This is a genomic window from uncultured Lacinutrix sp. (genome assembly GCF_947500605.1).
Taxonomy (GTDB): Bacteria; Bacteroidota; Bacteroidia; order Flavobacteriales; family Flavobacteriaceae; genus Lacinutrix.
Map to the genome: position 1 here is coordinate 44817 of NZ_CANMSJ010000006.1, position 13594 is coordinate 58410.

The 13594-nt window shown below is 30.4% G+C and carries 16 protein-coding genes and 1 pseudogene; 1 reads left to right on the forward strand and 16 read right to left on the reverse strand.

Annotated features, from left to right (window positions below; translation table 11 throughout):
* Positions 1-76: 76 nt before the first annotated feature.
* The 16 genes and pseudogenes from Q0935_RS09995 to Q0935_RS10070 form a co-directional block, all read right to left on the reverse strand.
* A complete protein-coding gene (locus Q0935_RS09995; RefSeq protein WP_299252564.1) occupies positions 77-724 on the reverse strand; it encodes an SCO family protein in 648 nt (215 codons plus the stop codon).
* Complete coding sequence (locus Q0935_RS10000; RefSeq protein WP_299385470.1) at positions 721-1347, reverse strand: hypothetical protein; 627 nt, start codon at positions 1345-1347, stop codon at positions 721-723. Before Q0935_RS10000 ends, Q0935_RS09995 begins: the two co-directional genes overlap by 4 nt.
* A gap of 6 nt (positions 1348-1353) precedes the next feature.
* The gene (locus Q0935_RS10005; protein WP_299385472.1) at positions 1354-2241 is read right to left on the reverse strand and encodes a YHYH protein; all 888 of its coding nucleotides are present in this window, start codon (positions 2239-2241) and stop codon (positions 1354-1356) included.
* A gap of 34 nt (positions 2242-2275) precedes the next feature.
* Positions 2276-3406, reverse strand: a complete 1131-nt coding sequence (locus tag Q0935_RS10010) for a YHYH protein (RefSeq protein WP_299385475.1) — start codon at positions 3404-3406, stop codon at positions 2276-2278.
* Between the two features lie 30 nt (positions 3407-3436).
* Complete coding sequence (locus Q0935_RS10015) at positions 3437-3970, reverse strand: EF-hand domain-containing protein (protein WP_299385477.1); 534 nt, start codon at positions 3968-3970, stop codon at positions 3437-3439.
* Positions 3971-4036: 66 nt separating this feature from the next.
* On the reverse strand, positions 4037-4786 hold the full coding sequence (locus tag Q0935_RS10020) for a hypothetical protein (RefSeq protein ID WP_299252549.1): 750 nt from the start codon (positions 4784-4786) through the stop codon (positions 4037-4039).
* A gap of 112 nt (positions 4787-4898) precedes the next feature.
* The gene (locus Q0935_RS10025; protein WP_299385481.1) at positions 4899-6350 is read right to left on the reverse strand and encodes a CotH kinase family protein; all 1452 of its coding nucleotides are present in this window, start codon (positions 6348-6350) and stop codon (positions 4899-4901) included.
* Between the two features lie 41 nt (positions 6351-6391).
* On the reverse strand, positions 6392-6676 hold the full coding sequence (locus tag Q0935_RS10030; protein WP_299385484.1) for an EF-hand domain-containing protein: 285 nt from the start codon (positions 6674-6676) through the stop codon (positions 6392-6394).
* 246 nt (positions 6677-6922) lie between these two features.
* On the reverse strand, positions 6923-7513 hold the full coding sequence (locus Q0935_RS10035; RefSeq protein WP_299385486.1) for a hypothetical protein: 591 nt from the start codon (positions 7511-7513) through the stop codon (positions 6923-6925).
* Positions 7514-7517: 4 nt separating this feature from the next.
* Positions 7518-8522, reverse strand: a complete 1005-nt coding sequence (locus tag Q0935_RS10040) for a YHYH protein (RefSeq protein ID WP_299252538.1) — start codon at positions 8520-8522, stop codon at positions 7518-7520.
* Positions 8523-8548: 26 nt separating this feature from the next.
* Positions 8549-9166 (reverse strand): hypothetical protein, encoded by a 618-nt coding sequence (locus tag Q0935_RS10045; protein WP_299252535.1) that lies wholly within the window; start codon positions 9164-9166, stop codon positions 8549-8551.
* Positions 9167-9178: 12 nt separating this feature from the next.
* On the reverse strand, positions 9179-10180 hold the full coding sequence (locus Q0935_RS10050) for a YHYH protein (protein ID WP_299385489.1): 1002 nt from the start codon (positions 10178-10180) through the stop codon (positions 9179-9181).
* 118 nt (positions 10181-10298) lie between these two features.
* Positions 10299-10367: pseudogene (locus Q0935_RS10055) on the reverse strand (hypothetical protein); the annotation flags it as partial.
* Between the two features lie 318 nt (positions 10368-10685).
* On the reverse strand, positions 10686-11162 hold the full coding sequence (locus tag Q0935_RS10060; protein ID WP_299385491.1) for a hypothetical protein: 477 nt from the start codon (positions 11160-11162) through the stop codon (positions 10686-10688).
* Positions 11163-11234: 72 nt separating this feature from the next.
* A complete protein-coding gene (locus Q0935_RS10065; RefSeq protein WP_299385494.1) occupies positions 11235-11552 on the reverse strand; it encodes a hypothetical protein in 318 nt (105 codons plus the stop codon).
* A 41-nt stretch (positions 11553-11593) separates the two neighbouring features.
* Positions 11594-12172, reverse strand: coding sequence for an RNA polymerase sigma factor (locus Q0935_RS10070; protein ID WP_299385496.1), 579 nt, complete (start codon positions 12170-12172; stop codon positions 11594-11596).
* Positions 12173-12362: 190 nt separating this feature from the next.
* Between Q0935_RS10070 and Q0935_RS10075 the strand changes: the two genes are divergently transcribed.
* Positions 12363-13577, forward strand: a complete 1215-nt coding sequence (locus tag Q0935_RS10075; protein WP_299385499.1) for a methyltransferase domain-containing protein — start codon at positions 12363-12365, stop codon at positions 13575-13577.
* The last annotated feature ends 17 nt before the right edge of the window (positions 13578-13594 follow it).

The window sequence follows — 13594 nt, forward strand, 5'->3', positions numbered from 1 at the left end:
AACTTGCGTTTAAATAAAAAAAAACTTCACTTTTATAGTGAAGCCTTTAAAAAACTAACAATTTAACCGTATTATTTCAGGCTTCTTTTTTAAGAATTTCTATATGGCGCATTAATCTCTTAATCTCTAAAGGTAAAGTACCATTATAAACGCCACGAATACTTCCTTTTTTATCAATTAGCAAAACATTTTCTGTGTGTATAAACTCACTTTTATCTTGTGTTTTAACAAACTCTTCATCTGCAAAATAAGATGTTCTTGCTAACTCATAAATTTCGTCTCTTTCTCCAGTAAGTAAATGCCATTTATTAGAAGTAATATTTTTATTAATTGCATATTCTTTTAAAACAGCAACCGTATCTACCCAAGGCATAACGGAATGAGAAACCAATTTAATAGCATCGTCATTACTATATTCTTCTTGTATAGCACTCATATTTTTAGTGAGTACGGGACAAATACTTGGACATGTAGTAAAGAAAAAATCAGCAACATAAATTTTTCCTTCTAAATCTTTATTTGAAATTATTTTTCCATCTTGATTTGTAAATGAGAATGGTGCAATGGTATGAATGTTTTTATACGCGTCTGAATTTGGAGAGATCCATTGTGGTGTAAAATCATTAGTTGAGTAATAAGGTAATGTTGTTGTTTTATCTATTGGAGCTTCTTTTTTACAAGAGACGCAAACTAATAGTATTAAAACAAGTTGAATACATTTCATATTATATTTTTATTTTGAGAAGAAGTCATAATACTTACACAGTTTTTCAAGCCTATTAATCCATGTCTTTCACCATTTACTGTAAAAAAATTGGCTCTAATATTACCGTTTGGATTCCACATTTTCTGACTTCCACTTTCTTTACCTTTTTCAAAATTAAAGTGTTTTGCTAAAGTGCCATTAGAATACCACTCTTTAACAGAGCCATTATAAGCACCTGCATTATTAAAATAATATTCGAATTTCTGTGCTTTAGTATCATACCAACCTTTATGAATACTAATTTTTAAACCATTTGAATATGTTCTTTCAAATTTTATGTTTCCGCTAAAATACCAACCATTATAAAACCCTTCTCGTCTACCTTCAAAATATTGAGATTTTGATTTTAAAATTCCATCCTTATAAAATTCAATTATAATACCAGAATATGGAATACCATTAAATAATTGAACACCATTATCTAACTTAAAATTAGCGTCGTTAATGTTTTTTTCAATATTTGGAATGGTAACTCTTGGAATAGAATCTACAATTTTCACCTCTTGCTCATCAACTATAGAAGTGTTTTGATTGCAAGAGGTGAAAATTAAAAGTAATAGTATTAAAGTAGATAATTTCAAATCTTCTTAATTTGTAATAGTTCCAGCTGTACCGTAAAAACCGTTTCCATTAATATATGGTGCTTCAGACGTTATGTGATAATGGTAAATACCATTTGGGAAATCTGCAGTAGCAGCTGTATGCCCATGATAATCGTCTAAATCTGCGTTTGTAACAGTTGCACCGTTTTCTTCTGAACCATATACAGGAAAACCATCAGCCAATAATCCTAAAAAAGCATCAGAACCAAATGTTGTAGTTAAATACGTTGGATCTATATGATAATGGTATTGGTTTGTTCCTGTTGGATGACCTAACCATTGATCAAACGAATTAATTTCGCTTGTTAATTCTTGTTCATTTGGTCCTGCATATTGATTAAAAAACACAATACCGTTTCTTGCAATTCCCATTGCTCCTAATGAAGTTGCTTCATGATTAGAAGCCTCTGCTGGATATAAAGGAATAGTTAATGTTATATTTTGAGTTTCAATTTCATTAGGATTCTGGTTCCACTCTGGATTTGTACCATTATAGTCTTCATATAAAGCATTTGTAGTTGGCCAATATGGACTTGTATGGTTTGGTAAATCTTGTGTAGTAAATATTACATTATCACCACTAATTTGATATGACAAGCCTGTACCATCAAACTTTGATAGTATTGAAGTAATATCATAAGTCACAGCATTTGTACCATCATCGTTATCGTCTGTATCTGTATTATTCGATACATAGTCATCAGGTTGGTCGCAAGCTTCTAGGCTAATATCTGGATTTCCAAATCCATCTCCATCTGCATCTTGATACCATGTTGTTACTGTACAATCGTCTGAATCACTGTCGTCGCTAGAACAAGCTATAGAAATAGCTATTAGTGCAAAAAACGGTATGATCTTAAAAATATTTTTCATGAAATTAGTTTGTTATTATTTTTCGCATTTAATTTTATCTTTGAGCTCTTCCTCCTTGTGGTCTTTTACCATTACCATTTGCTCCTTTTTCTAATTCTTCTTTAGAAATAAAACCATCGCTATTAGTATCTATTTTAGAAAAGTCTTGTTTTAATGGTCCTTTTGCTTCTGTTTTAGATAATTTACCATCTTTATTAGCATCCATTTGCTTAATAAGCTCTGCTGTATTTGGTCTTTCTCCTTGACCATTTCCTTGTTGTTCACCTCTTGGAGGACCTTGTTGCTCTTGTTGTGATACTTCACCCATTACACAACGACTTATATAAGGAAACTCTTCTGTTACTAAATATATGTATTTTCCATCAATTGTAGTACCATTACATTCATCTAAATCTCCAGAACTATCAACATATTCATAATCCGACCCATAAGTTCCATCATGGTGTCCTCCAACAGAAATATCTATAGTTTTACGTGCTGTATACGTACAATCTTCTCCATCCCTATTACCATTTAGCAATTTATAACTTGGCTTATATTTTCCACTTTTAGAATAATACATTGGAAATCCATCGTGAGCAAAACCTATATGTACTAAATCTTCACCAGTATCAAATTTACTAATTATAGATGTTGGCGAACCGTGATAATGGTATGCACCTGTTGGCTGCACGTGTGCATGATTAAAATCTAAACCTAAATCTATTACATTTTGTATAGCCTCTACTCTATAATTTTCTCCTGTTTCGCATTCTACAACCTCTGCTGTTCCTGGTTCAAATTTAACACCATTTAAGGCCACTCCTGGTTCTCTCATCCATTGTGCATTTCCTGTATATTTAGGATTTAACGGAAAAGTATATGTTATATTTTGAGCAGAAATAGTATTAGGATTACCTTGATTTGGAAACGCTCCCGTTTCATGATTTGGCAAAGAATTTGTAATCATAATGCGTTCGTTACCTGAAATAGTAACTTCTGTTTTTGTACCATAACTTTCGTCTTTTAAACTGTAAGCTTCAAAATAGTTACTCACTTTATTTGAAACTTCATCATCATGGGTATGATACGCTTCTCCATCATGAGTATGTACGTTAGTATTTTTATGACTGTTACAACCAAAAAACGATACAGCTAACACAATTATTAAAAATTCTTTTTTCATTATTCTAAATCATTAAAAATTTATAAAAATCTAATCTCTTTTTCTTCGTTTAGGTTCTTCTTCCTTAGCATTCGCATAATAAGCTTCTAACTCTTCTAAATCAAGTTCGCTATCACCATTAGTATCTATTTCTGCAAAATTTTCAGAAAGTTCATGCTTTCTTTTTACTGCTATTTCTAACTCGTTTAACAAACCATCTCCGTTATCATCGACTTCTTTTATTAATTTTTCTGGAGATACTTTTTTAGGTTTTCTTTTAGATGATCTATTCTCTAAAGAGTCTTTTAATTCTTCTAAATCGATGAATGAATCATCGTTACTATCTATCTCGTCAAAATCTTCAGAAATTTTACCTCTTTTATCTTTTGAGGCTTCATCTTTATCGATAACCTCATCATTGTTAGTATCTAACTTAGAAAATATTTCTGAAGCATCCGGTTGCCCACCTCTTTGTCCACCGCCTTTTCCGCCTCTACCGCCACCACCTCCTGGAGGACCTTGTGCATATACGCCTATAGTTAATAGTAATGTAAAAATTGTTAGTGTTAATTTATTGTTCTTCATTTTAGTTCTTGTTTAATATTTAGATGTGTAATTTAAAAATAACTTGCGATAGAATATTATATTTTTTTAAATACCTAATTCTATATTTAATTTAGATGCTATAGCTTTTGTTTTATCTCTTAAACTTATACTATTTGCTAACTGTATTTCTGTTTGTATCAACCTATCGACTAAAGCATTTTGATATGCTCTACTATTTAAAAGGTCGACGTAATTAGATTGTGTCGAAAAAGAGTTTGCTGTTTTAAAGCCAATGTCACGATTGGAAACAATATCTAATAAAGAAACATGCAATTCTATTTCCGGTTTTAAACGGTTTGTAATAATGTTTTCAATTTTTGCTTCTTGACTATTAAAATTATCTAACTCGTTTGGGTAAGACGCTATTAAATGTTTTAATACAGCACTTTCTATAAATTCAAATTTATTTGTGCTGTTTATAGAGTTTATTGCTCCATCATGTAACTGCGTTAATTTATAGTTAAGTAAAACAATATCCTTTTTTAATTCCGTTGTTATCTCTTCTGGTTGTAAACCAACATTTCTTATTGTGTTACTAATGATTTTTACATTTTCTGAATATCTATATATTGAAGAATCCAGAATTTTTAAATTAGAGTCTAACTCTTCGTTTAAACTTTGATAGATTTTATGTTCTACAATTTTATTTTTTCTTATTTCATTTAGGCTATTAATCTTCCAGGCAATTAAAATACCGATAACAATTAAAACAATTTCACCAAAAGCATAAATTAAATAACTTTTAGTTTTACCTGAAGCTATTAAAGTTCTTCTAAGTTTTCTGAATATCTTCATTCTTTACATTACTTTAAAATGATAACAATTAACTTTTTTATAAAAAAAGACTCCATAATTTTTACATTACAGAGCCTTTTAACTACTAACCAACCAAAATTTTAATAAAAATTTAATTTAAATAATCACTTACAGCACTTGCTCTTGCTGAAACATGAGTATTAAGTTCGTTTACTGCATTTTGAAAATCTGAGCTATTATTTAAAAATGTATAACCTTCAATTTCCGAAATTGCGTATGGCTGTACTAATGATGCATAAGTAGAATAAGTAGACTGCATTGTGCTTACATTAAATGCTCCATCAACCACTTCCTGAACATAAGTATCGTATTGAGATTTATATACCGAATCTTGGTATAAATAACCAATTAAAGGCCAATCGCTCGCATTTAATCCTGTAAAATCTAATGGTAAAGCACCTTCCATATTTCCTGTTTCAAGCGCCTCGTTATTATCCCAAGGAATCCAAGTTAATTTACTAGTATCTGGATTATTATATAAGAAGTAATTATGAGTCATTCTACCATAAGTATCCCAATTTTGAATAACTGTATTCACCGCTAAATATTTTAAAAACACATCTGTATCTAAAACAGCATCAAGATTTGTTCTCCAAGCTACAGGATCTGTAGTTCTTGTATCGTCGTGTAAAATTGATAATAAACTTTCTACATCAGAAAAATCACCTTCATCTTCATTTGTTTTCTTTACATATTCAGATTCATTATAAGTACCAGCAGCAAAACTTGCTGCATCTCCATCTGGTTTGTATAAATTACCGTCATCGTCCGAGAATTGTTCATCTAAAACAGTATCATCCACTTCTTCAACTAAAGTATATAACCCAAAATACTCTGGTCCGTTTCCATGATCTACATAAACAGTATAAAATGCAGCGTGAGAAGACACTAAACCTGCGTTTCTAAACACATCTGTCGCTACCTTTTCGCGAAGCATAGAATTGTCATTAAAATTATTTTTAAGACTTAATTTTTTAAAGCCATAAAAACGTTGGTTATCAATTTGCGGATAATCATCTTCAAACTCATCGAAATCTAATTTAAAAGACAGTTTTAAAATACCACTTTCCCAACTTGTTTTTAAGCTTGAGTTTCCTTTAAAACGTACACCAACTCTATACCACTCTTTCCCATTATAAAACACTTCTCCAGGAACAAAAATTGGATCTTCTTCGTCTAATACTGTTTCCACAGGACCTCCTCCTCCTCCTGGACCTCCTGATACCGAACCAAAATCACCGTAAAGATTAGTCATATCGTCCAACATACTTTGCCAACGTGTTTCTGTTATTACAATGTCAAGTCTTTTAACAGCATTGTCTTCAAAAACTTCGTCAAAATTAGGGTCTGCATCTTTACTATGTGTTTCTGTTGTCCAATCTGTTGCTACAAAATCGCTATCGTCTGCTTCTTCTGCCGCTTCCTCTTCTGCAACTACATCTGCAATATCTTCATCGTTAGCACAGGCGTTAAATGTTAATATAGTGGCTCCAAATGTTACTGCTACTATAAATAGGTTTAGGTTTCTTTTTAATCTTTTCATTCTGTTTATTTTTGGTTTACTTAACTGCTAATTAGTATTTTTTACTTTCTTTCTTTTCTTTTTGGCTTTGGTGCTTTTTTAAATTCTTTTTCAGAAATAAAACCATCTTCATCTGTATCTATTTTAGAGAAATCTTCTTTTAACGGACCTTTAAGCTCAGACTTTGCAAGCTTTCCATCTTCATTTTTATCCATTTCTTTTAATAACTCGCTAAATGTAGGAGGTGTTTTCTCTTTTCTGTTTTCCGATTGACCGAAAGAATTATTAGCGACTAATACTGTTAGTCCAAAAACCAATATTGCTGTTTTAAATGTGCTGCTTTTCATAATCTAAATTTTATTTGTTATGTACTTTTAGATGCTAGCCAAGTAAATAACTTGTGCGTTGTTTTGTTAAATAAAACACAAAAAAAAGACTCTTAAAATGTAGAGTCTTTTTAAAAAATAAATAAAAGTCTTTTTACTAAAAAACACATAACATTCTGATTAAAAATAAATTGCACCCAAACAACACCAAGACATATTCGCTTTTTAAAAATGGGATTGTTATTTTGTTTTTTTTAATTTTAGAATTCAATTACATATTTTTTTACTAATTATAAACACTGGAATCAAGACTAAAAACCACAAATAATTCTTATTAAAACTATTTGCTTCTGAAACAATTTTATTTTCTTTAAATTTTACAGATGTTTCATAATCATTATTTTTACTTAAAATAACCTTGCTTGTTTTTCCGTTTAATAAAATAGAAAAAACAGTTTGATGATGATCGTTTTCTTTAAAAGCTTCTATTTTAACATCTAAAGTATTTAGCTTTTTTGGTAATGCATTAGTAATAAACTTTATGTCCGTTTGATGATTTCCTAATTTTAAACCACCTTCTAAAAGCTCAATTTTATTTCCATTAATATTTAAATAAAATTTTTCTTTTAAATACCTAACAGCTAATTTTTTATATTCTATACTTGTTAGTGTTTCAATTTTCCTAGCTGAGTAATGCTTCTTCAATGCTTCTTGCAAACCTGCTTGACTTAAACTAATATTTAATATACCTATACCTTCTTTAACTTCTAAATAATACATTGCTGATAAAGGATTATGAGCATGTGCCGTTTTAAAAGAAAGGGCTAATATTACACAAAAGAGGAATAGTTTTCTCATAATATTATTGAAACATAAAGTTATCGTTAGCAGCTACTCCTTTTAAACATTTTGGTACATTTGGTGCATCTGTATTACTTGCAACATAATGGTAAACACCATTTGGGAATTCTGTAGTAACGTCTGTAATACCGCCACAATCATCTAAATTTGAAGGTTCAACTTCATATGCATAAATTGGAAAGCCATCTTTTGCAAAGCCTATTAATTTTGTTCCAGAAACTTGATCTATCAATGTACAAGAAACATCATTTATTCCATTTGAATCTAATACTTGATTCATAGTTTCTGCTACAAAATGCCAATGATAATAACCTGCAGGATCATGGTGACCACCACAAGGATCTAATGAAGGTATATTTCCTCCAGCACTTCCAGGCATTCCTGGACCATCTACTACAGAAGGAGGATCTCCATTAATTGGAACTCCATCTGTTGAAACACCTATTAACTCAACAGTATCAATATTATTATTTGAAGATGCTAATTTTGGTACTGCTGGAATTAAAAAAGTAAGTAACAAGTTGTTGTCTGGAGCTGCTTCTAAACAATATGCGAAATCTGGATTTGTCTGACCTGAATTGAAATCGTCTATATGAATATCTCCATTATCATCTACAATATCATAACCGTCAGCTTCCATAGCATTAAACAAATCTGCTTTCATTACTTGAAAACCTGGATTTGTTGTTCCATCATAAATACCTAATCCACCAATTTCATCAATTGTTTCAGGACAATATGGTCCATTTTCAACTGGATTACTAGAAAAAACCAATTTGTAACAATCTCCTGTTGTACCATCTTCTAAAACACAATCTACTTTAGTATAAGAAACTAATGATGTAGAATTGAAGAAAGATTCTTGAATTAATTCTACACTTTCCTCTTCTTCACTATCTGAAGTAGAACTTCCGTCATCATCACTACTGCACGATATGTATGTAAATAGAATAAATATAAAACCAACTAAGACTGAACTTCTATTAATTATTACACTTTTTTTCATTTTTGTTGTTTTTGTTATTTTAATAATTAATTTTTAATTGATTTCATCTTTAATAATTTAGTCAATAACCCAATAATTATAAGACCTAATAATATGTAGAACATGTTTAATGAGAAAAAACTTGCTTGGTTTTTAGTTTTAATTACAAACTTATTCTCGTCTACTATTAAATTTAAAGTATGATTGTTTTTATCGTTTAAAACAAAATGTTCTTTATTAAAACCTTCTTTTAAAAGTACTAAAGCACTTTGGTTTTTATGAATATCTTTAAATGCGCTATTTTTTACAAAAACAGTATTTATTTCTGAAGGAACACCAAACACCTCAAAAACTACTTTTGCTTCGTGACCTAATTTTACAAAACCTTTACCTAAAGTAATCTCATGATTTTGGTTAAACTTAATTTCTAGATTATTTTTAATATGCTCAATCACCATTTTTTGAAACTCCTCAGGTGTTTTATAAGGAGTTTCAGAAAAATGAGTATTAATTTCTTGTTGAAAAGCAGTTAAAGATGCACTTATTTGTAAAACCCAAACATTATTCTCTTTTTCCACCAACATTGTTGTAGAAACATTTGGTTGATGCGCTTTCATAGCAACCGAAGTGAATAGAAATAAAGTAAGTATGATTATCTTTTTCATCTGTTTAGATTTTTAGTTTACATATGCTCCATAAATGCAGTCAATAAAATTGTTGTTTCCTGGAGCATCCACATGATAGTGATATCCTCTGGTATCATCTGAATGCCCTCTACAATCATCTAAATCTGTTGGCTCATCTCCATTTGCGTCTAATTGTGCATATAAACCATGACCATCTATTGCATAACCAATCATTGCTGCATGATCATCATCTTGAGTAATTTGAGTAGAAACTCCAGTTGCTGCATGATAATGATAACCTGCGTTTAAATTAATATGTCCTCCAGCATCATCAAAAGGCGCTAATGTATAGGCTCCTAAAATAGCGTCTGTTGGTGCAGGTGCATCAAATACAACACCATTGAAAGCAAGTCCTCTTTGTGATGGGCCTGTACTTTGTCCTGGAGGTCCACCAGCACCTCCAAAAGATATTGGTGTTGTTTGTTTTACTGGTGTAATTGGTATTAAGTACGTTTGTGTTAAATCTGCAACATAAGATGGTAAACATTCTACACAAAAATTCTCATACTCTGCTCCAACATTTGGATTTGCAGCATTAGCGCAATCGTCTTCTGTTTCTGTAGTATAAATATCTCCATTACCGTCATACATTAACCAAGTGGAATCATTATAAAATGTTGCCATATTTTCAATAAATGCTCCATCTACGTCATAAACCTGACCATTCTCTAGCCAAATACCACCTGCTGACGCATCATCTGAAATATTTTCTGGACACCAAGGACCCATTTCATGATCTGTAGGTGTGCTTGTTGCTATTATTTGATAACAATCTGTATCTGTTCCATCAGATAATGTGCATGGAACTACAGTTATAGTAACTGCTGATGTATTAGTTAAGAATAAAGATGAATCTACATCTATAACAGTTTCAACCGTAGTATCTGCTTCTGTTGTTGCATTATCATCATCACTACTACTACAAGCAACAAAACTAATAGCAATAATTGCAAGTGCTATTGTTAATACTTTATTTAAAAATTTGAAATTCATAATTATATATTTTTTATTTAATTATTTAGATGTGTTAATTGTATAATACTTGTGTAATTCTTTAAAAAAAAGTTAAAATGAAAATTGGCAACGGGTTACAGTAATCAACCATTTTTTTTTACTTACTTCCTTTACCTTGTAGTTTTGGTACTTTTTTAAATTCATTCTCAGAAATAAAACCATCTTCATTTGTATCTACTTTGTCAAAATCATTTTTGAAAGTTTTTCATCTGTATCTGCATCCATTTCTTTAATTAACTCACTAAATGTTGGTGATTTTCTTCTTGTATGCTTTGTGATTGCACAAAAGAACTCGTAGTCATTAATAATGTTAATCCAAAAACTAATTTTACTGTTATTAAAGTGTTACTTTTTATATCTAAAATTTTTATTTTTTATATGCTACCTAAGTAAATAACTTGTGCGGTGTTTTGTTAAATAAAACACACAAAAAAAGACCTTTATATAAAATAAAGGTCTTTTAAAATCTTACTGTAAACAATAGCTATTCTGGTCTGTTTGGTCTATCTCCTCTTGGGCCATCTGCTCCAGGTCCATCTGGTCTACGTGCTTTTTTTATAATATTACTAAAACGTTGTTTTTGCTCTGCATTACATAAATTATAAATACCTCTAAGTCTATTAAAAATAGCTTTTTCCTTTAGTATTTCTTTTTCCGAAATTAATCTTATTAAGCTATCTATTTCATCTTGGTTAACTTCTGAAGCTGAAATTTTTTGAAACAATTCATCTTTATAAACCTTAACATTATCACCAATATTTTTCATACTGTTGTGATGACTTTTTTCTACACTTCTAAATTGTTTTAATTGTGTCTCATTTAGCCCTAATGCTTTTACAATAAACTCACCATTTTCTTTTGGCCCTTTATGCTCCGGTCTTCCTAAATAATTATATAAGAAAAAACCATTCATTATTATTAATACTATAACTAGTATATATAAAACGCTATTTTTTTTCATTGTCTCTTTTATTGCTTTTTATGGTTGCACATATTCTTTTTATGCAACAATATTCTTATTATAATCGTCTAATTAATTAAACAGAGAAGACTCTCTATCTGCTGTAATTCCATAATCTGAAGCAAAACTTGTAATCGACGCTTCATATTTAGAACTCTTTATTTGTTTTACAGCATAAACATTAACAAAAACAACACAAGTTAAAGTTACTAATTGCAATTGCGGTGTAAACCAACTCCAAATAGATACAGATGCCTTTTTTTCTTTTTCAGCAAATAAACGTTGCATCGTTTTATCCTTAAAAAAAGGAGGCGTTTTTACAGCTTCTACTGTATTAAATACTTCCAAAGTCTTTTTAACGTTATCTTGTATATTCATATTTGTATTCATTACTATATTTCTTTAGATGCAGGTTTTCTAAAAAACTTGCGCTAATTACTGTTTTTATAAAAATTTTCTAATAATTTTTGCAAGCTTTTTTTAGACCTAAACATTAAAGATTCTATAGAGGATAAACTCTTGTTTGTAATCTCACTTATCTCTTTATAACTCTTACCATCTATTTTATGAAGTGTAAAGACAACACGTTGTGCTTCTGGTAATTGGTTAATAGCATAAAATAAAGTTTCGCTTGTTTCCTTATTTTCTAGAACAACTCCAGGATGATTCATCTCTGTAAAGTATGCCGTCTTGTCCATAGGTATGGCATTTCCTGTTATAGTCTGTAAAAAAGCAAAACGTTTTTTCGTGTTTTTCTTCCTTATAAACTCTAAACACTTATTTGTTGTAATTCTATAAATCCAAGTAGATAGTTTAGAATCACCTTTAAACTTATGTATAGAATTAAACACTTCTACAAAAACTTCTTGCGCAATATCCTCGGCATCTTCAGTATTAGGCACAAAAGAAATACAAGTTGCAAATACCTTTTGCTGAAAATCATCCAAAAGAGTACTATAAGCGAGCTGGCTTTTATTTATTAATTGTTTTATGAATTCGGTTTCAGTCAAAAAATAGAATTAGAAAATTATATTAATAGTATTTAGATGCAATAGAAATTAAAAACTTGCGCAAAAATATATTTTTTTTGAAAAGATAACACTTTAGTTAAACTCTTCAACTATTAAACTTTTAACGTACCTTTGCATGCTGAATTAAACATCAAAATAACTTGATTTTTAATTGGATTAAATATTGAAAATGAGATTACACAGAAATTTATGTTTTGCTACAGTTGATGGATTATTATTAATCTTTAACGAAGGCAACTATGCAGATAAAGTAGTACAACAACTTCTTAAACGAGATAAACGTTGGGGAAGTAGAGATCGTGGGTTTGTTGCCGAAACAACCTATGATATTGTACGTTGGAAACGTCTATACGCTGAAATTGCAGGCGTAAAAGAACCTTTTTCGCGAGATGACATTTGGCGTTTGTTTGCCGTTTGGGCAACATTAAAAGGAATAAAATTACCAGATTGGACTTATTTTGAAGGTACACCAACAAGAAAAATTAAAGGTCGTTTTGATGAGTTATCTAAAATTAGAAAAATAAAAGAGTCTTTTCCAGATTGGATGGACGAATTAATTGTGTCTGAATTAGGCGAAAAAGTATGGAACAAAGAAGCAACTGCTCTTAACCAACAAGCCGATGTTATTTTAAGAGTTAACACACTTAAAACTACAAAAGAGCAATTAAAAACAGCTTTATTTGATTTAGATGTTGAAACTGAAGAATTAAAAGGACATCCAAGTGCTTTAAAACTTGCTGAGCGCGGAAACGTATTTACTACAGAAGCTTTTAAAAACGGATGGTTTGAAGTGCAAGATGCATCTTCTCAATTAGTTGCAGAATTTCTTGACGTAAAAGGTGGAATGAAAGTTGTGGATACTTGCGCAGGTGCAGGTGGAAAAACATTACATATTGCTGCCTTAATGGAAAACAAAGGTCAGATAATTGCAATGGATATTTATGAGAATAAATTAAAAGAATTAAAACGTCGTGCAAAACGTGCTGGAGCTCACAACATAGAAATGCGAGTGATAGATTCTACCAAACCAATTAAAAAATTATACGATAAAGCAGATCGCGTTTTAATAGATGCACCTTGTTCTGGATTAGGCGTTTTACGTAGAAATCCTGATGCAAAATGGAAAATGCAGCCAGAATTTATTGAGAAAATTAAGAAAACACAACAAGAGATTTTAAACTCGTATTCTAGAATGGTTAAACCTGGAGGAAAGTTAGTTTATGCTACTTGCTCTATTCTACCTTCGGAAAACAACGAACAAGTTGAAAAGTTTTTAGCTTCGGATAATGGGAAAGATTTCACCTTTGTTAAAGACAAAGTAATTCTATCTCACGAATCTGGTTTCGACGGATTCTATATGGCGCTTTTAGAAAAGAAGTCTTAAAATTAAAAATTAGTTAT